The sequence below is a fragment of the Micromonospora sp. L32 genome, from assembly GCF_052068055.1.
Lineage (GTDB): Bacteria > Actinomycetota > Actinomycetes > Mycobacteriales > Micromonosporaceae > Micromonospora > Micromonospora purpureochromogenes.
Genome location: NZ_JBQHDD010000002.1, coordinates 309,476 through 334,503, shown reverse-complemented (window position 1 = coordinate 334,503; position 25,028 = coordinate 309,476). Strand labels below are relative to the sequence as shown.

Annotated in this window: 26 protein-coding genes; 24 read left to right on the top strand and 2 right to left on the bottom strand. The window is 71.4% G+C overall.

All coding sequences use genetic code 11. The features are described 5' to 3' along the window. Positions 1-20: 20 nt before the first annotated feature. Together ACTMTB_RS06110 and ACTMTB_RS06105 are read right to left on the bottom strand one after the other, a co-directional pair. The gene (locus tag ACTMTB_RS06110) at positions 21-953 is read right to left on the bottom strand and encodes a hypothetical protein (RefSeq protein WP_441143097.1); all 933 of its coding nucleotides are present in this window, start codon (positions 951-953) and stop codon (positions 21-23) included. Then, entirely contained in the window at positions 953-1,939 is a 987-nt protein-coding gene (locus ACTMTB_RS06105; RefSeq protein WP_441143095.1) for a hypothetical protein, read from the bottom strand. The genes ACTMTB_RS06110 and ACTMTB_RS06105 overlap by 1 nt, the downstream gene beginning before the upstream one ends. A gap of 367 nt (positions 1,940-2,306) precedes the next feature. Between ACTMTB_RS06105 and paaA the strand changes: the two genes are divergently transcribed. From paaA to nuoK, 24 genes are all read left to right on the top strand, one after another. Next, positions 2,307-3,374 carry a 1,2-phenylacetyl-CoA epoxidase subunit PaaA gene (gene paaA, locus ACTMTB_RS06100; RefSeq protein ID WP_441143093.1) on the top strand — a complete coding sequence of 356 codons (1,068 nt, stop codon included), beginning with the start codon at positions 2,307-2,309 and terminating at the stop codon, positions 3,372-3,374. Further along, positions 3,371-3,658, top strand: a complete 288-nt coding sequence (gene paaB / locus ACTMTB_RS06095) for a 1,2-phenylacetyl-CoA epoxidase subunit PaaB (protein WP_088959289.1) — start codon at positions 3,371-3,373, stop codon at positions 3,656-3,658. Before paaA ends, paaB begins: the two co-directional genes overlap by 4 nt. Further along, a complete protein-coding gene (gene paaC, locus ACTMTB_RS06090; protein ID WP_441143090.1) occupies positions 3,655-4,380 on the top strand; it encodes a 1,2-phenylacetyl-CoA epoxidase subunit PaaC in 726 nt (241 codons plus the stop codon). Before paaB ends, paaC begins: the two co-directional genes overlap by 4 nt. Before the next feature lie 40 nt (positions 4,381-4,420). Continuing rightward, positions 4,421-4,897 (top strand): 1,2-phenylacetyl-CoA epoxidase subunit PaaD, encoded by a 477-nt coding sequence (gene paaD / locus ACTMTB_RS06085; RefSeq protein ID WP_441143088.1) that lies wholly within the window; start codon positions 4,421-4,423, stop codon positions 4,895-4,897. Beyond that, positions 4,894-6,003, top strand: a complete 1,110-nt coding sequence (paaE, locus tag ACTMTB_RS06080) for a 1,2-phenylacetyl-CoA epoxidase subunit PaaE (RefSeq protein WP_441143086.1) — start codon at positions 4,894-4,896, stop codon at positions 6,001-6,003. The genes paaD and paaE overlap by 4 nt, the downstream gene beginning before the upstream one ends. A gap of 31 nt (positions 6,004-6,034) precedes the next feature. Beyond that, positions 6,035-6,313, top strand: coding sequence for a type II toxin-antitoxin system Phd/YefM family antitoxin (locus ACTMTB_RS06075; RefSeq protein WP_441143084.1), 279 nt, complete (start codon positions 6,035-6,037; stop codon positions 6,311-6,313). Continuing rightward, on the top strand, positions 6,310-6,720 hold the full coding sequence (locus ACTMTB_RS06070) for a type II toxin-antitoxin system VapC family toxin (RefSeq protein WP_441143082.1): 411 nt from the start codon (positions 6,310-6,312) through the stop codon (positions 6,718-6,720). Before ACTMTB_RS06075 ends, ACTMTB_RS06070 begins: the two co-directional genes overlap by 4 nt. A 76-nt stretch (positions 6,721-6,796) precedes the next feature. After that, positions 6,797-7,987 carry a cyclic dehypoxanthinyl futalosine synthase gene (gene mqnC / locus ACTMTB_RS06065; RefSeq protein WP_210774444.1) on the top strand — a complete coding sequence of 397 codons (1,191 nt, stop codon included), beginning with the start codon at positions 6,797-6,799 and terminating at the stop codon, positions 7,985-7,987. Positions 7,988-8,157: 170 nt separating this feature from the next. Further along, a complete protein-coding gene (locus ACTMTB_RS06060) occupies positions 8,158-9,351 on the top strand; it encodes an LPXTG cell wall anchor domain-containing protein (RefSeq protein ID WP_441143080.1) in 1,194 nt (397 codons plus the stop codon). 551 nt (positions 9,352-9,902) lie between these two features. After that, positions 9,903-11,132, top strand: coding sequence for a PT domain-containing protein (locus ACTMTB_RS06055; protein ID WP_441143079.1), 1,230 nt, complete (start codon positions 9,903-9,905; stop codon positions 11,130-11,132). Positions 11,133-11,242: 110 nt separating this feature from the next. After that, positions 11,243-11,953: a demethylmenaquinone methyltransferase gene (locus ACTMTB_RS06050; RefSeq protein WP_441143077.1), complete on the top strand. Its 711-nt coding sequence runs from the start codon at positions 11,243-11,245 to the stop codon at positions 11,951-11,953. Positions 11,954-12,040: 87 nt separating this feature from the next. Further along, positions 12,041-12,265 (top strand): hypothetical protein, encoded by a 225-nt coding sequence (locus ACTMTB_RS06045; protein WP_088959280.1) that lies wholly within the window; start codon positions 12,041-12,043, stop codon positions 12,263-12,265. Positions 12,266-12,399: 134 nt separating this feature from the next. Then, entirely contained in the window at positions 12,400-13,677 is a 1,278-nt protein-coding gene (locus ACTMTB_RS06040; protein WP_280840671.1) for a geranylgeranyl reductase family protein, read from the top strand. Between the two features lie 131 nt (positions 13,678-13,808). Beyond that, positions 13,809-14,174: an NADH-quinone oxidoreductase subunit A gene (locus ACTMTB_RS06035; RefSeq protein WP_088959279.1), complete on the top strand. Its 366-nt coding sequence runs from the start codon at positions 13,809-13,811 to the stop codon at positions 14,172-14,174. Between the two features lie 14 nt (positions 14,175-14,188). Further along, the gene (locus tag ACTMTB_RS06030) at positions 14,189-14,866 is read left to right on the top strand and encodes a NuoB/complex I 20 kDa subunit family protein (RefSeq protein WP_088959278.1); all 678 of its coding nucleotides are present in this window, start codon (positions 14,189-14,191) and stop codon (positions 14,864-14,866) included. Then, positions 14,863-15,600: an NADH-quinone oxidoreductase subunit C gene (locus ACTMTB_RS06025; RefSeq protein WP_377609758.1), complete on the top strand. Its 738-nt coding sequence runs from the start codon at positions 14,863-14,865 to the stop codon at positions 15,598-15,600. Before ACTMTB_RS06030 ends, ACTMTB_RS06025 begins: the two co-directional genes overlap by 4 nt. Further along, positions 15,597-16,922 carry an NADH-quinone oxidoreductase subunit D gene (locus ACTMTB_RS06020; RefSeq protein WP_179802748.1) on the top strand — a complete coding sequence of 442 codons (1,326 nt, stop codon included), beginning with the start codon at positions 15,597-15,599 and terminating at the stop codon, positions 16,920-16,922. Before ACTMTB_RS06025 ends, ACTMTB_RS06020 begins: the two co-directional genes overlap by 4 nt. A gap of 52 nt (positions 16,923-16,974) precedes the next feature. Beyond that, positions 16,975-18,120, top strand: coding sequence for an NADH-quinone oxidoreductase subunit NuoE (nuoE, locus tag ACTMTB_RS06015; protein ID WP_441143073.1), 1,146 nt, complete (start codon positions 16,975-16,977; stop codon positions 18,118-18,120). After that, positions 18,117-19,433 carry an NADH-quinone oxidoreductase subunit NuoF gene (gene nuoF, locus ACTMTB_RS06010; protein ID WP_154940357.1) on the top strand — a complete coding sequence of 439 codons (1,317 nt, stop codon included), beginning with the start codon at positions 18,117-18,119 and terminating at the stop codon, positions 19,431-19,433. Before nuoE ends, nuoF begins: the two co-directional genes overlap by 4 nt. Next, positions 19,433-21,949 carry an NADH-quinone oxidoreductase subunit G gene (locus ACTMTB_RS06005; protein WP_441143071.1) on the top strand — a complete coding sequence of 839 codons (2,517 nt, stop codon included), beginning with the start codon at positions 19,433-19,435 and terminating at the stop codon, positions 21,947-21,949. The genes nuoF and ACTMTB_RS06005 overlap by 1 nt, the downstream gene beginning before the upstream one ends. Beyond that, a complete protein-coding gene (gene nuoH, locus ACTMTB_RS06000) occupies positions 21,946-23,298 on the top strand; it encodes an NADH-quinone oxidoreductase subunit NuoH (RefSeq protein ID WP_441143069.1) in 1,353 nt (450 codons plus the stop codon). The genes ACTMTB_RS06005 and nuoH overlap by 4 nt, the downstream gene beginning before the upstream one ends. 1 nt (position 23,299) lies before the next feature. Further along, complete coding sequence (nuoI, locus tag ACTMTB_RS05995; protein ID WP_441143067.1) at positions 23,300-23,956, top strand: NADH-quinone oxidoreductase subunit NuoI; 657 nt, start codon at positions 23,300-23,302, stop codon at positions 23,954-23,956. After that, on the top strand, positions 23,953-24,723 hold the full coding sequence (locus ACTMTB_RS05990; protein ID WP_441143065.1) for an NADH-quinone oxidoreductase subunit J: 771 nt from the start codon (positions 23,953-23,955) through the stop codon (positions 24,721-24,723). Before nuoI ends, ACTMTB_RS05990 begins: the two co-directional genes overlap by 4 nt. Continuing rightward, the gene (gene nuoK, locus ACTMTB_RS05985; protein WP_088959269.1) at positions 24,720-25,019 is read left to right on the top strand and encodes an NADH-quinone oxidoreductase subunit NuoK; all 300 of its coding nucleotides are present in this window, start codon (positions 24,720-24,722) and stop codon (positions 25,017-25,019) included. The genes ACTMTB_RS05990 and nuoK overlap by 4 nt, the downstream gene beginning before the upstream one ends. Positions 25,020-25,028: the final 9 nt, after the last annotated feature.

Here is a 25,028-nt window from a genome sequence, read left to right as displayed (position 1 = left end):
GTGCAAGGGTGGGAAGCGGCTCAGGTGGCCGGGCGGAGCACCGCCTCGGTGATCTTCTGGCAGTTCTTCATGCCGTACTCGTAGCCCATGCCGACCGGGTAGCGGACCATCACGCCCATCGTCCAGTTGTCGCCGATGGCCAGGCAGTTGATGTGCATCTCCTGCTCGCGGGTCCGGTCGACCCAGCCGTTCTTGATGGCGATGGCCTTCCGCTCGGCGAGCGGGAACGCCTTGCGGATGCCGAAGTCGCCGGTGCCACGGACCTGGCGCATCTCGTCGAGCAGCCACTTGGTCCACTTCGGGCCCGCCGCGCGACCGTCCTTGATGCACGCTCCCAGCCGGGCGGTGTCCCGGGGGGAGAGGTTGGTCCGGCTCCAGCCGCCGTCGGCGGCCGGACCGCTGTCGGTGGTCTTGCAGATGGAGACCATCCGCTTGATCGACGCGGACCGCCCGATCGAGTTGTAGAACTGCTCGGCCCGGGTGTTGTCGCTGTCCCGGATGATCCGGGTGGCATCGGCGAGCTTGGCGTCGCTCGGCGTCTGCCCGGCCTCGGCGGCCTTGCGCAGGTAGTCGGCGACGATCCAGGACTTGATCAGCGACGCGGTGGTGCTGGTCTCCTCCATGTTCTCCGAGCCGATGATCTTCCCCGTCCGGGTGTCCAGCACGCTCCAGGCGTACCAGCCCTTGATGTCGAGGTCGATCTGCTGGTCCGCGAAGGGCAGCGGCTCCAGCGACGGCGTCGGGGACGGCTTCGGGCGGTTGCTGCGGTCGGTGGGCTGGCCGGTGGAGCGGTCCGGTGCGGGCTCGCCCCAGTGCGAGGCGGCGGCCGACTGCAGCGGTGAGCCGGGCAGCAGCCGTAGCGACACCAGCACCGCGCCGATCAGGATGGCGGCGACGGCGGCCAGTGTCAGTGGCGTGGCGTTGCGCCGGTCACCACGGCGGCTGCCGGCCATCAGAGCTTCCCGACCGGCTGCTGCGGCACCTTCAGCGCCGCACCGGGCTGCGGCGTGACCAGCTGGGTCGCGACGCTGGCGCAGACCTTCGCGCCGTACTCCAGCTTGCTGCTCTGCGGGTAGCGCAGCATCACCGCGAGGCTCCACTTGTCGGTGACCGCGAGGCAGCTGACGTGCCAGTTGCCGTCGTAGCTGAGGGGGGTCCAGCCGTTCTTGATGGCGACCGGGCCCTGCGCCTTGATCTCGGCGGGCAGGCCGTCGACGATGCCCCACTTGCCGCCGCCGGACCTGGCCTGCTGCACCTTGACGCTGCCGCGGACCTGCGCCATCTCGTTGAGCACCCACTTGGTCCATTTCCGGCCGGCCGCCTTGCCGTCGGCGATGCAGTCGCCGAGCCGGACCGCGTCCCGGGGGGACATCCGGGTGAAGCTCCACCAGCCCTCGTAGGTGGCCACGTTGCCGCGCTTGGTGTCGGTGAGGCCGCAGATGCTGATCGCCCGCTTGACCACCGGGCCGGGCTGCCCGCCCGCCGGCACCTTGTACGAGCCGCCGGCGGCCTTGTAGACCCGGTTCGCCGCGTCGTCGTTGCTGTCCCGGATCGCGAGGCTCGCGTCCCTCTTGAGCGAAGCCGAGGGCTCCTTGTCGCCGAGCTGGCGCAGGTAGTCGGAGACGATCCAGGCCTTGAGCATCGACTCGGTCGAGCTGGTCGAGGCCAGGTTCTTCGAGCCGGAGATCTTTCCGGTCTTCCGGTCCATCAGGGCCCAGCCGAAGAACTCGCCCTTGAAGTTGACCGAGACCGGGCCGGCGGCCAGCGTCGGCGGCGGGGGCGGGGTGGGCGTCGGGGCGGGGACCTGCGCCCCGCCGCCACCGATGCCGCCGAGGCCGCTGCCGTCGCCGGCCAGCTTCGCGTACGCGGTGGGCACCAGCAGGCCGGCGCCGAGCAGGACCGCCAGGACGGCGAGCACCATGGTCACGCGAGATCGCATGAGTGGGTGAGCTCCAGATGTCAGGGCCGGGGGGCCGGCTGTTTCCGCATTGGTCGGCTCGACCGCTGAGGCCGGGGGATGGCCGTCGTCGTGGTGCGATCGTCAGCAGCCGATCGGTGGTGACCGGGGGAAGTCTACGTCCGGACGGGCGACTCGCCAGAACTGGACGCACGGCAACTTGCCGTGAACCCGGGATAAACAGCAGGTTTGCCGGCCTTGGGGGGATTCATCTTCAGTAAGTGACGCATGTCACAGGCGGAAGCCGGTGCAGGTGTCCACCCAGAGCGGCTGTCCGGTGACGCAGAGGCTTCTCGCAATCCTGTTACACCCTCTGGTGCCATCGGGGATGAGCTGTAACACTTGGACCATGTATGGCAACGACTTCGCCGCCGAGGGGGACGCTCCCGGTGGTGACCTGCTCGGTCAGGTCGAGGCGGCCGAGGCGGCGCTGCGCGAGGCGGCGGCGCGCGGTCGGCGCGGTGCTCCCGAGCCCGGTGCCGACCTGGCGGACTACTTCGCCGAGGTCATCGACGCGGACCAGAAGATCGAGCCGCGTGACTGGATGCCCGAGGCGTACCGCCGGACGCTGATCCGGCAGATCGCCCAGCACGCGCACTCCGAGATCATCGGCATGCAGCCCGAGGGGAACTGGATCAGCCGGGCCCCCTCGCTCAAGCGCAAGGCGATCCTGCTGGCCAAGGTGCAGGACGAGGCCGGCCACGGGCTCTACCTCTACGCGGCGGCCGAGACCCTCGGCATCAGCCGGGACGAACTGGTCGAGATGCTGCTCAACGGGCGGCAGAAGTACAGCTCGATCTTCAACTACCCGACGCTGACCTGGGCCGACGTCGGCGCCATCGGCTGGCTGGTGGACGGTGCCGCGATCGTCAACCAGGTGCCGCTGTGCCGCTGCTCGTACGGGCCGTACGCACGGGCGATGATCCGGGTCTGCAAGGAGGAGTCGTTCCACCAGCGGCAGGGCTACGAGATCCTGCACACGCTGGCGCACGGCACCCCCGGGCAGAAGGCGATGGCCCAGGACGCCGTCGACCGCTGGTGGTACCCGTCACTGGCGATGTTCGGCCCGCCGGACGGCGACTCGACCCACTCCGCGCAGTCGATGGCCTGGAAGATCAAGCGCTTCTCCAACGACGAGCTGCGCCAGCGCTTCGTGGACATGTGCGTGCAGCAGGCCGAGATCCTCGGCCTCACCCTGCCCGACCCCGACCTGCGCTGGAACGACGAGCGCCAGGCCTACGACTACACCCAGCCGGACTACGACGAGCTGATGCGGGTGATCAAGGGCGAGGGCCCGTGCAACCGGCAGCGGATCGAACACCGCCGCCGCGCGCACACCGAGGGCGCCTGGGTACGTGAGGCCGCCGCGGCGTACGCCGCCAAGCGGGCGCAGCAGAGGGAGAAGGTGGCCGCATGAGCAAGGAGTCCTCGCCGCTGTGGGAGGTGTTCGTCCGGGCCCGGCGCGGGCTGTCGCACACCCACGTCGGCAGCCTGCACGCCCCCGACGCCGAGCTGGCCCTGCGCAACGCCCGCGACCTCTACACCCGCCGCCAGGAGGGGGTGTCGATCTGGGTGGTGCCGGCGAGCGCCATCACCGCGTCCAGCCCGGACGAGAAGGACGCCTTCTTCGACCCGGCCGCCGACAAGGTCTACCGCCACCCCACCTTCTACGAGGTGCCGGACGGGGTGGCGCACCTGTGAACGGCCCCTTCGACTTCACCCTCGCGCTCGCCGACGACGCGCTGGTCGCCGCGCAACGGCTCGGCGAGTGGGCCACCCACGCGCCGGAGATGGAGGAGGACATCGCGCTGGCCAACATCGCCCTCGACCAGCTCGGCGCGGCCCGCCTGCTGCTGTCGTACGCGGGCGAGCTGGAGGGCGCCGGCCGGGACGAGGACGCGCTGGCGTACCTGCGCGACGACCGTGAGTTCCGCAACTGCCTGCTGGTGGAGCTGCCCAACGGCGACTTCGCGGTGACCATGGTGAAGCTGCTGCTGCTCTCGGCGTACCAGCTGCCGCTCTACACCGCGCTGGCCGGGTGCGCCGACGAGCGGCTGGCCGCGATCGGCGCCAAGGCGCGCAAGGAGTCCGCCTACCACCTGGACCACAGCTCGCTGTGGGTGAAGCGGCTCGGCGACGGCACCGAGGAGTCGCACCGCCGGGCCCAGGCCGCGCTGGACCAGGTCTGGCCGTACCACCACGAGCTGTTCACGGCGGACCCGGCGGCGCCGGTCGACCCGGCCACCCTGCGAGCCGACTTCGACACGTGCGTGTCCGCCGTGCTCGACGAGGCGACGCTGACCCGCCCGGAGACCGGCTGGGCGCCGGCCGGCGGGCGGGCCGGCGTGCACACCGAGCACCTGTCGTACCTGCTCGCCGAGATGCAGGTGCTGCACCGCGCGCATCCGGGGGCGAGATGGTGAGCGCGGCGCGGCGGAGCTTCGCGGACGGACGATGGCACCGGTGACCGACCCCAGGGCGGCCGTGGCGGCGGTGGTGGACCCGGAGATCCGGGTCATCACCATCGACGAGCTCGGCATCCTGCGGGCGGTCGACGAGGACCCGGCCACCGGCCGGGTCGTCGTGACCATCACCCCCACCTACACCGGCTGCCCGGCGATGGACGTGATCCGCGCGGACATCCGCCGGGCGCTGGCCGCCACCGGTCACCCGGACGCCGAGGTGCGCACGGTCTACAGCCCGGCCTGGAGCACCGACTGGATCTCCGACAGCGGGCGGGCCAAGCTGGCCGCCGCCGGCATCGCCCCGCCCGCCCCGGCCCGGACCGCGACCGTGGTGCCGCTGACCCTGGCCGTCCGCTGCCCGCGCTGCGGCTCCCCGGAGACCGAGCAGGTCAGCCGCTTCGGCTCCACCGCGTGCAAGGCCCTCTGGCGCTGCCGCGCCTGCTCCGAACCCTTCGACCACCTGAAGGCGCTGTGACTGTCACCATCACCCGACCCGTCCGCCGCCGGCCGGTCTTCCACCCGCTGGCCGTCGCCGCCGTCGACCGGCTCACCGACGACGCCGTGGCGATCACCTTCGCCGTGCCCGAGGAGCTGCGGGAGACCTTCGCGTTCTCCGCCGGCCAGCACCTCACCGTGCGCCGCGCGGGCGCGGACGGCGCGGAGGTGCGGAGGTCGTACTCGATCTGCTCGACTCCGGACGAGCTGGCGCGGCACGGCCGGCTGCGGATCGGCGTGCGGGAGATCCCCGGCGGCGCGTTCTCCGCGTTCGCCTGCGGGGCGCTGCGTGGCGGTGACACCGTCGAGGTGCTGCCCCCGCTGGGGCACTTCACCACGGCGTTCGCGCCGGAGCGGGTCCGGCACTACGGCGCGGTCGTCGCCGGTTCCGGCATCACCCCGGTGCTCTCGCTGGTCGCGACCGCCCTGGCCGTCGAGCCGGCCAGCACCTTCACCCTGGTGTACGGCAACCGCACGGCCAACACGGTGATGTTCGCCGAGGAGCTGGCCGACCTGAAGGACCGCTATCCGACCCGGCTGCACCTGGTGCACGTGCTCTCCCGGGAGCAGGGCGAGTCGCCGCTGCTGTCGGGGCGGATCGACGCCGAGCGGCTGGGCCGGCTGCTGGAGACCATCGTGCCGGGCGACGCCATCGAGGAGTGGTTCCTCTGCGGCCCGTACGGCATGGTGGTGCCGGCCCGGGAGCTGCTGACCGGGCGCGGCCTGCCGGAGTCGGCGGTGCACACCGAGCTGTTCCACGTCGATGCCCCGCCGGAGCCGGTGCGCCGCCCCGGTGACGAACCGGGTGCCGGGGCGGAGGTGACGATCCTGCTCGACGGCCGGTCGTCGAGCTTCACGATGGGGCGCGACGAGCGGGTGCTGGACGCGGCGCTCAAGGTCCGCGGCGAGCTGCCGTACGCCTGCAAGGGCGGCGTCTGTTCCACCTGCAAGGCGAAGGTCGTCGACGGGGCGGTGACGATGGCCCGCAACTACGCCCTGGAGCCCGACGAGGTGGCCGCCGGGTACGTGCTGACCTGCCAGTCCAGCCCGACGACAGACAAGCTCACCGTCGACTACGACGCGTGACCTGTAGAACGTTTCGTTCTACACTCGTGTGATGGAGCAGATCGCGGTTCGAGAACTGAACCAGCACACGAGCAGGGTTCTGGCCCGGGTGCGCGCCGGTGAGACGGTCGAGGTGACCGACCGGGGGCAACCGATCGCCCGCCTCGTTCCTGTTGTGGCCGGCGATGCGCTCCTCGGTCGGCTGGTCACCGAGGGGCGCGCCGCCGCGCCGACCGCCACCGGACCGCTGCCGATGCCGCCGGTCCTCGGTGACCCCACGGTCGACGTCGCGGCCACCCTGGCCGCATCCCGGGAGGAAGAGCGCTGGTGATCTACCTGGACTCGGCGGCGGTGATCAAACTCCTTCGCCGCGAGCAGGAGACCGAAGAACTGGTCACCTGGCTCAACGACAAATCCGGGTTGTCCCTGGTCTCCTCGGCGCTCGTGGAGGTTGAGGTGCCGCGAGCCCTTCGTCGCGCCGCGCCGCAGGCGCTGGTTGGCGTCCCCACGGTGCTGGCGCGGCTGTACCGCGTGGAGATCGACGGGACAATCCGTGCGGCCGCCGGCGCCTACCCCGATCCTTTGCTGCGCAGCTTGGATGCCATCCACCTCGCCACGGCGCAGATCCTGGCCGCTCAGGCGGGCGCCGACTTCGCCGCCTTCGTCACCTACGACCGTCGGCTGCTGGACGCGGCGAAGAGCACCGGCCTTCCCGTCGCCAGCCCGGGCATGGCCTGAGTCCCGTCGTGGGGCCCACGTCACCGGGGGCGGAGCGGCGTGCCGGCCTCCAGAGGGGCGACGTAGGCTCGGAGGCGTGACGGTGAGCCGGGAGATCGACGACATCCTGCAGCGCGGCGCGGACGGCGGGCGGATCACGCCCGAGGAGGCCCTGCTGCTCTACACCGAGGCGCCCTTCCACGCGCTGGGCGAGGCGGCGGACGCGGTACGCCGCCGGCGCTACCCGGACAACATCGTCACGTACCTGATCGACCGCAACATCAACTACACCAACGTCTGCGTGACGGCGTGCAAGTTCTGCGCGTTCTACCGGGCCCCCAAGCACAAGGAGGGCTGGACCCACCCGACCGAGGAGATCCTGCGCCGGTGCGGCGAGGCGGTCGAGCTGGGCGCCACCCAGGTGATGCTCCAGGGCGGCCACCACCCGGACTACGGCGTCGAGTACTACGAGGAGCTCTTCTCCTCGGTCAAGCAGGCGTACCCGCAGCTCGCCATCCACTCGATCGGGCCGAGCGAGATCCTGCACATGGCCAAGGTCTCCGGCGTGAGCCTGGACGAGGCCATCGCCCGGATCAAGGCGGCCGGGCTGGACTCGATCGCCGGCGCCGGCGCCGAGATGCTGCCCGACCGGCCACGTAAGGCCATCGCCCCGCTCAAGGAGTCCGGCGCGCGCTGGCTGGAGGTCATGGAGCTGGCCCACCGCCAGGGCATCGAGTCGACCGCGACGATGATGATGGGCACCGGCGAGACCAACGCCGAGCGGATCGAGCACCTGCGGATGATCCGTGACGTGCAGGACCGCACCCAGGGCTTCCGGGCGTTCATCCCGTGGACGTACCAGCCGGAGAACAACCACCTCAAGGGCCGCACCCAGGCGACCGCGCTGGAGTACCTGCGGCTGGTCGCGGTGGCCCGGCTCTTCTTCGAGACCGTGCCGCACCTGCAGGCGTCCTGGCTGACCACCGGCAAGGACGTCGGCCAGCTCTCGCTGCACATGGGCGTGGACGACCTGGGCTCGATCATGCTGGAGGAGAACGTCATCTCCTCGGCCGGCGCGCGGCACCGCTCCAACCTGCACGAGCTGATCGCCATGATCCGCTCGGCGGGCCGGATCCCCGCGCAGCGGGACACCCTCTACCGCCGCCTCGCGGTGCACCACACCCCGGCCGACGACCCGACCGACGAGCGCGTGGTCTCGCACTTCTCCTCGATCGCCATGCCCGGCGGCGGCGCCGGTAAGTCGCTGCCGCTGGTCGACGCCCGCTGACGGGCGGCGACCGGAGCCGACAACACCGGGGCACGGAAGACGCCGGTCAGGGAAGCGGGGATCGGCAGCAGTCGGGATGGTGACCGGACGACGCACGGGGCAGCGCGGCGGATGATCCGCCGCTAGCCTGCGCCGTACCTGTCGTCTTTTCCCACGGGGGGAACCGTTCCATGATCTTCCGCAACCGGCCGTTGGCGCGGCTGGGCGCCGTCGCGCTGCTCGCCTCCGGCGCGTTCACCGTCCTCGGCACCCCGGCGTACGCCGACAACCCGGCCACCGACCTGTCGCTGGACGTCGTGGGCACCCGCGTCGCGGCGGGCACCCCGGGCAAGATCGCCTTCGCCAAACTCTCCAACAAGGGCGAGAACACCCCGACCGAGGTCGTGCTCGCCGTCGATGTGTCCAAGCTGGACTCCACCAAGGTGGACGTCATCCCTCTGCTCGAACAGTGCGAGGAAATCACGGTCGAGGGGCGGCGCACGTGGGCGTGCGCGCTGACCAAGGAGGAGATCCCGACGCCGGGTGCGACCCTCGAGCTGCCGGCGCTCGCGTTCAAGGACACCGACGCGGTGACGGGCGAATACTCGGCGCCCGTCACCTTCCAGATCCAGTCGGAGAATGACACCGACACCGCGAACAACTCTCGGACCACCCAGGTGGAGTTCACCGCCGAGAACGGCGTCGACCTGCTGGTGCTGGCGCCGGACGTCCGTACCCAGATCTTCTGGCGGGCCAACGGCGAGCCGGACGTGAAGAAGCCGACCCTGAACCCGGGTGACGAGACGACCGTCTTCGCGCTCATCCTCAACCAGGGCGACATGATCGCCGACGGGGTCGACCTGAAGATGTCCCTGCCCAAGGGCGTCACCTTCAGCCAGGACCTGAAGGAGTGCGAGTACACCGCCGACCGGCGTACCGCCGACTGCAGGAGTGGCCTCACCCGGCTCAAGCCCGGCGCCGACCTGTACGGCGTCTTCCCGGTGAAGGTGGCGGCCGACGTCGATGCTCCGGTCAGCCTGACCGGCGGCGCCGTCGAGGTCAGCTCCCGGGGCGCCCTGCCGGCCAACGAGCGGAGCCTGGCCAACACCCCCAGCGAGCTGGCCTCGTTCCTCACCACGACCGCGCCGGCCGGGCTGGCCAAGGACGTGGACCCGAGCGACAACAGCGACAACTTCGCCGTGATCGTGGCCGCCCCGGCCGGCGGCGAGGGTGGCGGCGGTGGCCTGCCGGTGACCGGTCCGCAGGCCGGCCTGATCGGTGGCGTCGGTGCCGCGGTGCTGGCCGCCGGTGGCGCGCTGTTCGTGCTGGCGCGTCGTCGCCGGGTGGTCCTGGTGACCCCGGGCGACGAGAAGCCGACGGCCTGACCGGCGGGAGTGGATCGACCGGCCGCGACGAGGCCGGTGGACGCGGGGTGGGACGGGCGGCCGTCCCACCCCGCGCCGCGTCCCGGGGTCCATCCCGCCGCGACCGGAAGTCGTGGCCGCGGGGGGTCGGATGGGCATTCATGGCGGCCGTTCGGACGACGGTTGGCGGGTGAGCATCGGTGCAAGGCCGGTGATCCGGACAATCGCCTGGTGGCGGCTGGGGCACAGCTCGGAAACGATCGGCGCGCAGGGATGGTGGGGCCCCGCCGGCGACGGCTAACGTGCGGCCGACGCACCTGCTTCTTCCCGGGATTCGCCGGCGGCGGGAAGCGGGCAACCCGGGGGCACGTCCTCCATCGGCCCATGAGGGCCGTTCACATATAACGCACGGCAGTGGGGGCGGGATGGGTGACCATCCCGCCCCCACTGTTTCGTCCGGACGGGCACCGATGGCCGCGAATCGCGCGGCGGCGCTGGCGTACGCCCGTCGATCTCCGATACCGTCCGCTCGGTCCGCAACCCATTCCACTGTCCCTAACCCCGGGGGATCGATGACACTGTTCCACCGCTCGGCCCTGGCGCGCGCCGGTGCCGTCGCCCTGCTCGCCGCCGGTGGTCTCGCCACCGTCGCCGCCCCGGCGCACGCCGCCGACCAGGCGGACCTCGAGCTGATCCCGATCAGCAAGGAGTTGGCCAAGGGCGTCAAGGAGGCCAAGGCCAAGCCGTTCAAGTTCCAGGTCGACAACACGCGCGGCGCCGTCGACGCCAAGGACGTCGCGGTCACCGTCGAGACCAAGGGCCTCAAGGCCGGCAAGGTCGGCGTGGTCGTCCCGGACGGCTGCGAGGTCGAGGACACCCGCTTCACCTGCCTGCTCGGCGACCTGACCGCCGGCACCACTGAGGACTTCGGCATCCCGCTCTTCTCCACGGGCGGGCGCGGCGACGCCGGCACGCTGACGGTCACCATCAGCGCGGCCACCGCCGACCCCGACCTGGAGAACAACACCGTCGAGCACGACATCACCGTCGCCCGACCCGGCTACGACCTCACCACCTGGGTGCAGGATGTGTACGCCGACGTGGCGGTCGACGGCGACGAGGCCGGCGAGTCCGGCCTCAAGCCGGTCAAGCCCGGCGACACCGCCCCGCTGGACTGGGCGATCTACAACGACGGCAGCCGGAAGGCGACCGGCGTCGCGTACGGCATCACGCTGCCGGCCGGCGTCACCTTCGCCGAGGTGCCCGAGGGCTGCGTCGAGCAGGAGCTGGGCGGGCTCGCCCAGGTGTACTGCGAGGACGCCGGCGCGGTGCTGCGGCGGGGCCAGTTCTACACCTCCGACGTACGGGTGAAGGTCGGCGCGGACGTCACCGAGAAGGTGCTCCGGCCGGGCTTCGTCTTCGCCGCCGGTCTCGACGCCGCCGAGGGACAGCCGGAGGAGGAGCCGCAGGTCGCCAGCCTCGGCCAGCGCCGGGCGTTCACCGAGACCGACGACCTGGACAACACCGCCCAGTTCGACGTCTTCGTCGACCTGAGCACCGGGCCGTCGCCGAGCCCGACCGGCCAGCCCACCGCCACGCCGAGCGGCCAGCCGACCGCGACCCCGACCTCGGGCGGCGGCACCGGTGGCGGTGACGGCGGCCTGCCGGTGACCGGCGTGCAGGTCGGCCTGATCGGTGGCATCGGCGGTGCGGTGCTGCTCGCGGGCGCGGCACTGCTGGTGCTCTCCCGCCGGCGCAAGGTGGTGCTGGTGACCCCGGGCGACGAGAAGTCCGAGGACTGATCCGACCCACGACGCGAGGGCGGGGTGGGCGACCATCCCGCCCTTTCGCGTACCCGCCGGCCGACCGACCCAGCGGCCGCCGGCCGGAGCCGGGCTGGCAGAGTGGAGGGGTGAGCCGTACCCCGCAGGGCCAGCGCGCCAGCCTGGACAAGCAGCCGCACGAGGTCGCCGCGATGTTCGACGGCGTGGCGGCCCGCTACGACCTGACCAACACCGTGCTCTCCTTCGGGCAGGACCGGTCCTGGCGGCGGGCCACCCGGGCCGCGCTCGACCTGCGGCCGGGGGAGCGGGTGCTGGACGTGGGCGCGGGCACCGGGGTCTCGACCGAGGAGCTGGCCCAGTCCGGGGCGTACGCAATCGGCGCCGACCTGTCGCTGGGAATGCTGCACGCCGGCAAGCGGACCCGGCCGGAGGTGCCGCTGCTGGCCGGTGACGCGCTGAAGCTGCCCTTCGCCGACGCCAGCTTCGACGCGGTGACCATCTCCTTCGCGCTGCGCAACGTCAACGACACCGACGCGGCGCTGCGCGAGCTGGCCCGGGTGACGAAGCCGGGTGGCCGCCTGGTGGTCTGCGAGTTCAGCACCCCGGTCAACCCCGCCTTCCGCACGGTCTACCTGTCGTACCTGATGCGGTCGCTGCCGGCGGTCGCGCGGGCGGTGTCCAGCAATCCCGACGCGTACGTCTACCTGGCGGAGTCGATCCGGGCCTGGCCCGACCAGGCGGCGCTCGCCGCCCGGGTCGGCGCGGCCGGCTGGGGACGGGTGGCCTGGCGCAACCTGACCGGCGGCGTGGTGGCGCTGCACCGGGCGATCCGCGACTGACGACGCCGGGCCGGCGATAATCCGGCCAGACCGCCTTCTTTCGTGAATATCCGGCTTTGGTCCACTTTGCCCCGTAGGCTCGCCCCCATGACGGGACCAGAGCAGGTGGGTGGGGCCACCGACGACGACGCCGCCGAACTCATCGCCCAGCTCAAGGAGCTGGCCGGCGCGGATCCCGCGGACGTCCGTCAGGTCGTCGCCGAGGTGCTCGCCGCGCTGGACCGCGCCGCCGGCGGGGCGCTGCGCGAGCACCTGCCCGAGACGATCCGGGTCGACGCCGGCCTGGACACCGCCGCGCCGGCCCGCCCCTGACCTCGGCATGGACGCCGAACGGCGGATTTCCGGCGAGTTAGGTACCCCTCATCCGGCGGTGGTGTAACGCCGGTCATAGACTCCAACCCGATCGGCTTGTGAAGCATTTCACGAGCATGCGGGAGGAGGCGCAGATGACCGCGGTGGAGAACGACGCCGACGTGATCGTCGTGGGCGCCGGTCCCGGAGGATCGGCGACCGCGTACCACCTGGCGCGGCACGGCGTGCGTGTGCTGCTGCTGGAGAAGACCGAGTTCCCTCGGGAGAAGGTCTGCGGCGACGGGCTCACCCCGCGCGCCGTACGGCAGCTCGTCCGGATGGGTGTGGACACCTCACCCGAGGCGGGTTGGCTGCACAACAAGGGCCTGCGGGTGATCGGCGGCGGAGTACGCCTCGAACTGGACTGGCCCGACCTGGCCAGCTTCCCCAACTACGGCCTGGTCCGCACCCGGCTGGACTTCGACGACCTGCTCGCCCAGCGCGCGGTCGCCGCCGGCGCCAAGCTGCGCACCAGCGTGAACGTGGTCGGTCCGGTGCTCGGCGCCGACGACCGGGTGATCGGCGTGCAGGCCGAGGTCGGCCCGGAGAAGGAGCCGGCCACCTTCCACGCGCCGCTGGTGGTCGCCGCCGACGGCGTCTCCGGCCGCTTCCCGCTCGCCCTCGGGCTGGCCAAGCGGGAGGACCGGCCGATCGGCGTGGCCGTCCGGCGCTACTACCGCTCGCCGGCCAAGCACGACGACAACTACCTGGAGTCCTGGCTGGAGCTGCGCAGCAAGGACAGCGGCGACAACCTGCTGCCCGGCTACGGCTGGATCTTCGGCCTCGGCGACGGCCGGGTCAACGTCGGCCTGGGCGTGCTCAACTCCTCCTCGGCCTTCGGCAAGACCAACTACCGCCGGCTGCTCACCGACTGGCTGGCCAACACCCCCGAGGACTGGGGGATGACCGACGAGACGAACGCCGAGGGCCCGATCCTCGGCGCGGCGCTGCCGATGGGCTTCAACCGGGTTCCGCACTACACCCGGGGCGTGCTGCTGGTCGGCGACTCCGGCGGCATGGTCAACCCGTTCAACGGCGAGGGCATCGCGTACGCGATGGAGTCCGGCGAGCTGGCCGCCGAGGTGATGGTGCAGGCGCTGGCCCGGCCCGCCGGCCCGGAGCGGGAGCGCGCGCTGGCGGCGTACCCGACGGAGCTGAAGGCGCGGTTCGGCGGCTACTACCGGCTCGGCGGGATCTTCGTGAAGCTGATCGGCCGTCCGGAGATCATGCGCATGGCCACCAAGCACGGCATGCCGCACCCGACGCTGATGCGCTTCGTGCTCAAGCTGCTGGCCAACCTGACCGACCCCCGCGGCGGGGACGCGATGGACCGGGTCATCAACGCGATGACGAAGGCGGCGCCAGCCGTCTGAAGGACCACGTCCGGGCCGGTGCCGGCCCGGCGGGACAGAGATCGACCCCCGCTGGAGGACCCGGCGAGGGACGTGAATAGTGTGATTTTCGTCAAGCACCAGGGGCAGGGGAAGGACGAGCAGGAGAAAAGATGTCGCTCTCGCCTTACGCACCGATCATCGGGCTGTTCGCCCTCGCCGCGGGGTTCTCGCTGTTCTCCGTGGCCGCCGCCCGCTTCGCCGGTCCCCGGCGCTTCAACAAGGCCAAGCTCGAGGCGTACGAGTGCGGCATCGAGCCGAGCCCGCAGCCGGTCGGCGGCGGTCGGTTCCCGATCAAGTTCTACCTGACGGCGATGCTCTTCATCGTCTTCGACATCGAGATCATCTTCCTCTACCCCTGGGCGGTCTCGTTCGACGCCCTGCCGATCTTCGGCTTCGTGGAGATGGTCATGTTCATCGTCGCGGTCTTCGTCGCTTACGCCTACGTGTGGCGGCGCGGCGGCCTGGACTGGGACTGAGGGAGGTACGTCAGATGGGCATCGAGGAGAAGCTCCCCGCCGGCGTCCTGCTCACCTCCGTGGAGAAGCTGGTCAACTGGTCGCGGAAGTCGTCCGTCTGGGGCGCCACCTTCGGCCTGGCCTGCTGCGCCATCGAGATGATGGCCGCCGGTGGCCCGCACTACGACATGGGCCGCTGGGGCATGGAGGTCTTCCGGGCCTCGCCGCGTCAGGCCGACCTGATGATCGTGGCCGGCCGGGTGAGCCAGAAGATGGCTCCGGTCCTGCGCCAGATCTACGACCAGATGGCGGAGCCCCGCTGGGTGCTCTCCATGGGCGTCTGCGCCAGCAGCGGCGGCATGTTCAACAACTACGCGATCGTCCAGGGCGTCGACCACGTGGTGCCGGTGGACATGTACCTCCCCGGCTGCCCGCCCCGGCCCGAGATGCTCATCGACGCGATCCTCAAGCTCCGCGAGAAGATCATGTACGAGCCGCTGGGCGCGAACGGCCGCAAGATGCTCCAGGCCCGCCAGGAGCGCGGCGACGTCCCGGTCGTGCCGTACGGCTCGATGCCGTCCTCGTACCGCAACGACAAGGCCCGGCGTGCCGAGTGGACGAAGGCCGTCCGCGAGGGGCGCGAGGAGCAGTTGCGGATCGAGAACTGGATGAACGCCCAGAACCACCTCCACGCGCACGGGGGCCCGAAGTGACCGCACCGAACGACAGGACCAACGACGGCGGGGTGCCGGTACCGGTCACCCCGGCGGGGGCCAGCAGCGGCGCCCCCGCCGAGCACCCGCCGTCCAGCCCGGCCGGCCGCGGCATGTTCGGCAACCAGGGCAGCGGTGACGTCTCCGGCTACGGCGGCCTGGTCCGCCAGCGCCGGCCGATCGAGGAGACCCCCCGGCCGTACGGCGGGTACTTCGACGAGGTCCGCGACGCGCTGGAGGAGGCGTACCCGGCCTTCGGCGACGCGATCGAGAAGGTCGTCGTCGACCGCGGCGAGCTGACCCTGCACGTCCGCCCGGAGCGGATCGCCGAGGTCTGCCAGGTGATGCGGGACGACCTGGCGCTGCGCTTCGAGCTGTGCTCCTCGGTCTCCGGTGTGGACTACCTCGGCGCCGACGACCGGCGGCTGCACGTCGTCTACCAGCTCACCTCGATGACCTACCGGCGTCGGGTCCGGCTGGAGGCCGCGGTCTCCGCCGAGCAGCCGCACCTGCCTAGTGTCACCGCCGTCTACCCGACCGCCGACTGGCAGGAGCGGGAGGCGTACGACATGTTCGGCATCGTCTTCGACGGCCACCCCAACCTCACCCGGATCCTGATGCCGGACGACTGGGAGGGGCATCCGCAGCGCAAGGACTACCCGCTCGGCGGCGTGCCCGTCGAGTACAAGGGCGCGGAGATTCCCCCGCCGGACCGTAGGAGGTCCTACCAGTGACCACGTCCAACTACGCGACCGAGCGCGAGACCACCGAGGGCAGGGTCTTCACCGTCACCGGTGGGGACTGGGACCAGGTCGTCGCCGGCACCGACCCGATCAACGACGAGCGGATCGTCGTCAACATGGGTCCGCAGCACCCCTCGACGCACGGCGTGCTCCGGCTGATCCTGGAGCTGGAGGGCGAGACGGTCCGCGAGGCCCGCTCGGTCGTCGGCTACCTGCACACCGGCATCGAGAAGAACCTCGAATACCGCAACTGGGTCCAGGGCTCGACCTTCGTGACCCGGATGGACTACCTCTCCCCGCTGTTCAACGAGACGGCGTACGCGCTGGCGGTGGAGAAGCTGCTCGGCATCACCGACGAGGTGACCGAGCGGGCCACCACCATCCGGGTCCTGATGATGGAGCTCAACCGGATCTCCTCGCACCTGGTCTGGCTGGCCACCACCGGCATGGAGCTGGGCGCGATCTCGATCATGCTGTACGGCTTCCGCGAGCGGGAGTACATCCTCGACATCTTCGAGACCATCACCGGCCTGCGGATGAACCACGCGTACGTCCGGCCGGGCGGCGTCGCGCAGGACGTGCCGGACGAGGCGATCGCCAAGATCCGCGACTTCCTGAAGATGATGCCGAAGAAGCTCAAGGAGTACGAGGACCTCCTCTCCGGCCAGCCCATCTGGACCGAGCGGACCAAGGGCGTCGCGGTCCTCGACGTGACCGGCTGCGTCGCGCTCGGCGTGACCGGCCCGGTGCTCCGCTCCGCCGGCCTGGCCTGGGACCTGCGCAAGACCATGCCGTACTGCGGGTACGAGACGTACGAGTTCGACGTCCCGACCCACCCCGACGGCGACGTGTGGGGCCGCTACCAGGTCCGGCTCGCCGAGATCCGCGAGTCGCTGAAGCTGGTCGAGCAGGCGCTGGACCGGTTGAAGCCGGGCCCGGTGATGGTCGCCGACCGCAAGATCGCCTGGCCGGCGCAGCTGGCCATCGGCGTGGACGGCATGGGCAACTCGCTGGAGCACGTCGCCAAGATCATGGGTCAGTCGATGGAGTCGCTGATCCACCACTTCAAGCTGGTCACCGAGGGCTTCCGGGTTCCTCCGGGCCAGGTGTACGTCGGCATCGAGTCGCCCCGCGGCGAGCTGGGCGTGCACGCGGTCTCCGACGGTGGCACCCGGCCCTACCGGGTGCACTACCGGGAGCCGAGCTTCGTCAACCTGCAGGCCCTCCCGGCGATGGCCGAGGGCGGCCTGATCGCCGACGTGATCGCCGGTGGCGCCTCGCTGGACCCCGTCATGGGGGGGTGTGACAGGTGAGCGCGAGGAGTGAGCTTGCGAGCCCCGCAGTCGCGAACGGAAGGCGGCTCTGATGACGACTTTCACTGAGCAGACCCGGGAGCGGGCGCGGGAGATCATCGCCCGGTACCCGGCCGACCGGTCCCGGTCGGCGCTGCTGCCGCTGCTGCACCTGGTGCAGTCCGAGGAGGGCTACGTCTCCCCGGCCGGCGTCGAGTTCTGCGCCGAGGTGCTCGGGCTGAACAAGGCCCAGGTCGGCGCCGTGGCGACCTTCTACACCATGTACAAGCGCAAGCCGACCGGCGACTTCCTGGTCAGCGTCTGCACCAACACCATGTGCAACGTGCTCGGCGGCCAGGAGGTCTACGACACCCTCGCCGAGCACCTGGGCGTCGGGCACGACGAGACCACCGCCGACGGCAAGATCACCCTGGAGCACGCCGAGTGCCTCGCGGCCTGCGACTACGGCCCGGTGATGACCGTCAACTACGACTTCTTCGACGGCGTCGACCCGCAGGGCGCCCTCGGGGTGGTCGAGGAGCTGCGCGCCGGTGGCCGGCCGATGCCGACCCGGGGCGCCCGGCTCTGCACGCTCAAGGAGATGGCGGTGCAGCTCGCCGGTTTCGCCGACGAGCGCGAAGGCGCGGTCGCCGACGGCGGGCCGGGTGAGCCGACCCTGCGCGGCCTGCGCCTGGCCGAGCAGCACGGGATCTCGGTGCCCGGCTTCGATCCGAACACCCCGATCCGGAGCAAGGCCGAGGCCGACAAGGCCGCCGCGCAGGCGAAGGCCGCGGAAGCCGCCAAGGCCGAGCCGGCCAAGGCCCCGCCCGCGAGCGGCAACGGCGCCAAGCCGGGTACGCCCGGCAACGCCGGCACCGGCGAGCCGGCTCCCGCCGCCGCGGCCAGCGGCAGCACCGCCCCGGACGTGAAGGCGCCGGACGACAAGTCGCCGCAGGTGCGTACCGCCGAGACCCGGCAGCCCGACGCGCAGACCGCCGTGCCGGACGCCCCGGGCACCAAGGTCCCGACGGACAGCAGCGCACCGGCGCCGCGCGACGCGCAGGAGGCGCAGGCCGCCGGCGTGGCGGCCAACCCGCCGGCCGGCGACGGCAAGCCCGCCGGCGACGAGGCCGGTGCGCAGCAGCGCAACCTCAAGGATGCGGAGGCGGGAGCCAACGCCGGCCCCGTCGTCGCGAGCGAAACGGGGGGCCAGAAGTGACCACGCCTCGGCCGGAGACGCTGGCCAAGCTCACGCCGGTGCTCACCAAGCGCTGGCTGTCGCCGGACGCCTGGCGGATCGGCACCTACGAGAAGCTCGACGGCTACGCGGCGTTGCGCAAGGCGCTCAAGGCGCACCCGGACGACCTGATCCAGCTGATCAAGGACTCCGGCCTGCGCGGTCGTGGCGGCGCCGGCTTCCCCACCGGTCTCAAGTGGGGGTTCATCCCGCAGGGCGACGGCAAGCCGCACTACCTCGTGGTCAACGCCGACGAGGGCGAGCCGGGCACCTGCAAGGACCTGCCGCTGATGACGCACGACCCGCACTCGCTGGTCGAAGGCGTGATCATCGCGTCGTACGCGATCCGGGCCAACCGGGCCTACATCTACATCCGGGGCGAGGCGGTGCACGCCGCGCGCCGGCTGCGCAACGCCGTGCAGGAGGCGTACGCCAAGGGCTACCTCGGGCGCAACATCCAGGGCAGCGGCTTCGACCTCGACCTGGTGGTGCACTCCGGCGCCGGGGCGTACATCTGCGGTGAGGAGACCGCGCTGCTGGACTCGCTGGAGGGCTTCCGGGGCCAGCCCCGGCTGCGCCCGCCGTTCCCGGCGACCCACGGCCTGTACGCCAGCCCGACCGTGGTCAACAACGTCGGCACCATCGCCAGCGTGCCGTACATCGTGCTGGGCGGCGCGGACTGGTGGAAGACCATGGGCACGGAGAAGTCCTCCGGCCCGATGATCTACTCGCTCTCCGGCCGGATCGCCAACCCGGGCCAGTTCGAGTGCTCGATGGGGATCACCCTGCGCGAGCTGATCGAGCTGGCCGGCGGCATGCAGCCCGGGCACAACCTGCGGTTCTGGACGCCGGGCGGCTCGTCGACGCCGCTGCTGACCGCCGAGCACCTGGACGTGCCGCTGGACTTCGAGGGGGTGGCGGCGGCCGGCTCGATCCTGGGCACCACGGCCACCCAGATCTTCTCCGACCAGGACTGCCCGGTCTACGCGACCTACCGGTGGCTGGAGTTCTACCACCACGAGTCGTGCGGCAAGTGCACCCCGTGCCGTGAGGGCAACTACTGGATGGTCCGGGTCTACCGGCGGATCCTCGCCGGTCAGGGCACCCACGAGGACCTGGACACCCTGCTCGACACCTGCGACAACATCCTGGGCCGTTCGTTCTGCGGCCTCGGTGACGGTGCGACCAGCTCGGTGACCTCGTCGCTGAAGTACTTCAAGCAGGACTACCTCGACTACATCGAGGGACGTACCGCGCCGAAGCTGTCGGACAAGCAGTTGGTGGGAGCGCACTGATGACTGACGTCGTAAAGGCCCCCGACACCGTCACGCTCACCATCGACGGCGTCGAGGTCACCGCCCCCAAGGGAGCGCTGCTGATCCGGGTCGCCGAGCAGTTGGGCACCGAGATCCCGCGCTTCTGCGACCACCCGCTGCTGGCCCCGGCCGGCGCCTGCCGACAGTGCCTGGTCGAGGTGGAGGGGCAGCGCAAGCCGGTCGCCTCCTGCACCCAGACCGTCGCCGACGGCATGGTGGTACGCACCCAGCTCACCTCGCCGGTCGCCAAGAAGGCGCAGGAGGGGGTCATGGAGCTGTTGCTGCTCAACCACCCCCTCGACTGCCCGATGTGTGACAAGGGCGGCGAGTGCCCGCTGCAGAACCAGGCCATGTCCACCGGCCGCACCGACTCCCGGTTCCACGAGCACAAGCGGGAGTACGAGAAGCCGATGCCGATCAGCACCCAGGTGCTGCTCGACCGCGAGCGCTGCGTGCTCTGCCAGCGCTGCACCCGGTTCTCCGAGGAGATCGCCGGCGACAAGTTCATCGACCTGATGGGCCGGTCGTCCGCCGAGGAGATCAACATCTACCGGGACGACGCGTACGGCGCGGAGAGCGGGGACGACAGCGGCGACGTGCCGTTCAACTCCTACTTCTCCGGCAACACCGTGCAGATCTGCCCGGTGGGCGCGCTGACCGGCGCGCAGTACCGGTTCCGGGCCCGCCCGTTCGACCTGGTCTCCAGCCCGAGCGTCTGCGAGCACTGCTCGGCCGGTTGCGCCCAGCGCACCGACTGGCGGCGGGGCAAGGTGCTGCGCCGGCTGGCCGGCGACGACCCGGCGGTGAACGAGGAGTGGAACTGCGACAAGGGCCGGTGGGGCTTCCAGTACACCCGCGCCTTCGACCGGCTCAGCACCCCGCTGGTCCGCGACGAGCGCACCGGTGAGCTGCGCGAGGCGTCCTGGAGCGAGGCCCTGACCCGGGCCGCCGACGGGCTGCGCGACGCCCGGGACTCCGGCCGGGGCACCGCGGTGCTGACCGGCGGCCGGCTGACCGTCGAGGACGCCTACGCGTACGCGAAGTTCGCCCGGGTCGCGCTGCACACCAACGACATCGACTTCCGGGCCCGGCCGGTCTCCCGCGAGGAGGCCGACTTCCTGGCCAGCACGGTCGCCGGGGCGACCGAGGTGACCTACGCCGACGTGGAGAAGGCGCCGGCGGTGGTGCTGGTCGGCCTGGAGCCGGAGGAGGAGTGCCCGATCCTCTTCCTGCGGCTGCGCAAGGCGTACCTGAAGAAGAAGCTGACGGTCTACGCGATCGCCCCGTTCGCCACCCGTGGCCTGGAGAAGCTCGGGGCCAAGCTGGCCCGGGTGGTGCCGGGCGAGGAGGCGAGCGTGCTCGCCGAGCACGACACGGTGGCCGAGGCTCTCAGCGCCGAGGGCGCCATCCTCTTCGTCGGCGAGCGACTGGCCACCGTGCCGGGCGCGCTCTCCGCCGCGGCGGACGTGGCCCGGCGTACCGGGGCGAAGCTGGCCTGGGTGCCGCGGCGCGCGGGTGACCGCGGCGCGGTCGACGCGGGCTGCCTGCCCAACCTGCTGCCCGGTGGGCGTCCGGTCACCGAGCCGGCCGCCCGCGCCGAGCTCGGCGAGACCTGGGACATCCCGGCCGGGGTGATCCCCAGCCAGGCCGGGCGGGACACCGACCAGATCCTCGCGGCGGCCGCCAACGGCCAGCTCGGCGCCCTGGTGGTGGCCGGGGTGGACCCGGCCGACCTGGCCGACCCGCGCCTGGCCGAGCAGGCCCTGGACGCGGTGCCGTTCCTGGTCAGCCTGGAGCTGCGCAACTCGGCGGTGGCCCGCCGGGCGGACGTGGTCTTCCCGGTCGCCCCGGTGGTCGAGAAGGCCGGCAGCTTCCTGGACTGGGAGGGCCGGCTGCGCACCTTCGAGGCGGTGCTGAACACCGCCGCGATGACCGACGGCCGGGTGCTGGACGCCCTCGCCGCGCAGCTCGACGTCCGGCTGGGCACCGGTGACGTGCCCAGCGTCCGCCGCGAGCTGGGCGGCCTGCCGCCGACCCGGGTCGAGCGCCCGGCCGCGCCGTCCGTCGCGCCCGCCGCGGTACCGCAGCCCGGCGCCGGCGAGGCCGTGCTGGCCACCTGGCACCAGCTGATCGACCTGGGCAGCCTGACCGACGGCGACGAGCACCTCGCCGGCACCGCCCGCCCGCCGGTGGTCCGGCTGGGCAAGGGCACCGCCGAGACGCTCGGCGTCGCCGACGGCGACCCGGTGACGGTGGGCACCGACCGGGGGGCGCTGACCCTGCCGGCGGAGATCACCGAGATGCCGGACGGCGTCGTCTGGCTGCCGACCAACTCACCCGGTTCGACCGTCCGGCGCAGCCTCGGCGCGACGTCCGGAGCGGTCGTACGGATCTCCGTTCCCGCCGCCACCGGCACGGCCATCCCGGCCGGCCGGGTCGCGGCGGACGAGACCGACCGTCCGGGTCCGCTCCTCAACGCTGGGGGTAACCAGTGAGCGCGCTCTACCTCGCGCAGGACCCGACGCTGGCCGACTTCGGCAAGGACCCGTGGTGGCTGGTCCTCGGCAAGATCGTCTTCGCGTTCGTCTTCGGCCTGCTGGCCACGCTGCTCGGCGTCTGGTTCGAGCGCCGGGTCGTCGGCTACATGCAGGTGCGGCCCGGACCCAACCAGGTCGGCCCGTTCGGCCTGCTGCAGACCCTCGCCGACGGCCTGAAGATGGCCTTCAAGGAGGACATCCTCCCGCGGACCGCCGACAAGGTCGTCTACTTCTTCGCGCCGACCATCTCGGTGATCTGCGCGGTCACCGCGCTGTCGGTGGTGCCGTTCGGCCCGATGGTGAGCATCTTCGGCCACTGGACGCCGTTGCAGGTCACCGACGTGCCGGTGGCGGTGCTGGTGCTGCTGGCCTGCTCCTCGATGGGCATCTACGGCATCGTGCTCGGCGGCTGGGCCTCCGGCTCGACGTACCCGCTGCTGGGCGGCCTGCGCTCCAGCGCCCAGATGATCTCGTACGAGGTCGCGATGGGGCTGAGCATCGTCGCGGTGTTCATGACCGCCGGCACGATGTCGACCAGCGGGATCGTCGCCGCCCAGGCGAAGGGCACCCAGCTCAGCATCGGCGGTTTTGACCTCCCGGCCCCCGGCTGGTACGCGATCCTGCTGCTGCCCAGCTTCATCATCTTCTTCATCTCCACCGTCGGTGAGACCAACCGGGCGCCGTTCGACCTGCCCGAGGCGGAGTCCGAGCTGGTCGCGGGCTTCATGACCGAGTACAGCTCGCTGAAGTTCGCGCTCTTCATGCTCTCCGAGTACGTCTCGATGGTGACCATGTCCGCGGTCACCACGACGCTCTTCCTCGGCGGCTGGCGGGCGCCCGCGCCGATCACCACCTTCTGGGCCGGGGCCAACTCCGGTTGGTGGCCGATGCTCTGGTTCTTCGGCAAGGTGCTGATCCTGGTCTTCGTCTTCGTCTGGCTCCGGGGCACGCTGCCCCGGCTCCGCTACGACCAGTTCATGCGCTTCGGCTGGAAGGTCCTGCTCCCGATCAACCTGGTCTGGATCCTGGTCCTGTCCGGGCTGCGCTCGATCGAGGACTGGCAGTCCCGGGACCGGCTGCTCGCCACCGCCATCGGCGCGGGCGTGCTGCTGCTGGTGACGCTCTTCTGGCCGAGCCGCCGGCAGGAGCGGAAGCCGACCGTGCAGGAACAGGTCAACAGTCGGCCGCACGGCAGCTTCCCGCTGCCTCCGATGGACCTTCAGGTACCACCGAGCCCGCGCACCAAGCGCGTGGTCGCCGAGCGGGAGCCGGCCAACATCGCCGGCTCGGACTCCAGGGAGGTGTGACGTGGGCGCGATCACCGGAACGTTCAAGGGCTTCGGTGTCACCTTCTCGCACATGTTCAGGAAGGTCGTCACCACCGACTACCCGTTCAAGCCGCCGGTGTCGGCGCCGCGCTACCACGGGCGGCACATCCTCAACCGGCACCCGGACGGCCTGGAGAAGTGCATCGGCTGCGAGCTGTGCGCCTGGGCCTGCCCGGCGGACGCGATCTTCGTCGAGGGTGGCGACAACACCGACGAGCAGCGCTTCTCGCCGGGTGAGCGGTACGCCAGCGTCTACCAGATCAACTACGCCCGGTGCATCTTCTGCGGGCTCTGCATCGAGGCCTGCCCGACCCGTTCGCTGACCATGAGCAACGAGTACGAGCTGGCCCGGGACAACCGGCAGGATCTGATCTTCACCAAGGAGCAGCTGCTCGCGCCGCTGCTGCCGGGGATGGAGCAGCCGCCGCACCCGATGCGGCTGGGTGACAGCGAGAAGGACTACTACGTCGGCGCGCTGACCAACCCGGGCACCTCGGCCGGCGCCGAGCACGCGGCCAACAGCCCGGGCCGGTACCAGGTGGAGGAGCACCCCGGGGTGACCTTCCCCGGCGCCGAGCAGCACGCCCAGCGGGCCGCCGCCAAGGGGTCCGCGGCAGGCAAGGGAGCGGGATCATGACCACGCAGACGGTGCTCGCCGCGGCGGGCCAGGTGTCCGGCGGTGAGGAGGTCACCTTCTGGATCCTCGCCCCGCTCGCGCTGATCGGCGCGATCGGCATGGTCTGGGCCCGCAACGCCGTGCACTCGGCGCTCTGGCTGGTGCTGACCATGCTCTGCCTGGGCGTGTTCTACGTGCTCCAGGCGGGTCCGTTCATCGGCATGGTGCAGATCATCGTCTACACCGGCGCGATCATGATGCTCTTCCTCTTCGTGCTGATGCTGGTCGGCCGGGACGCCTCCGACTCGCTGATCGAGACGCTGCGCGGCCAGCGGGTCGCCGCGGTGCTGCTCGGGCTCGGCTTCGCCGGCCTGGTCGGCACCGGCCTCTACCGGGGGCTCGACGGGGTCACCGCGGTCGGCCTGGAGCAGGCCAACGCCGAGGGGAACGTCCAGGGCATCGCCCGGCTGCTCTTCACCAAGTACGTCTTCGCCTTCGAGCTGACCTCCGCGCTGCTGATCACGGCGGCTGTGGGCGCGATGGTGCTGGCGCACATCGAGCGGCGCCGGGAGGACAAGATGGACCAGGTCGCCACCATGCGGTCCCGGTTCCGCCCCGGCAACTACCCCGGCCCGAAGCCCGGGCCCGGCGTCTTCGCCACCTCCTCCTCGGTGGCCACCCCGGCCCGCCTGCCCGACGGCCGGCTGACCGACCGCAGCACCCCGGCGATCCTTCCGCAGCGGGAGCTGACCGCCGAGGAGACCGCGCTGAAGGGGACGGACAAATGACGCCGGACTACTACCTGATCCTCGCCGCCGTGCTCTTCACCATCGGCGCCGTCGGCGTGCTCGTGCGGCGCAACGCGATCGTGCTGTTCATGTGTGTCGAGCTGATGCTCAACGCGGCCAACCTGACGCTGGTCACCTTCAGCCGGATCAACGGTGACCTCAACGGCCAGATCATGGCGTTCTTCGTGATGGTGGTGGCCGCGGCCGAGGTCGTGGTCGGGCTCGCGATCATCATGTCGATCTTCCGGACCCGGCGCTCCGCGAGCGTCGACGACGCCAACCTGCTGAAGTACTGAGGGGCCCTG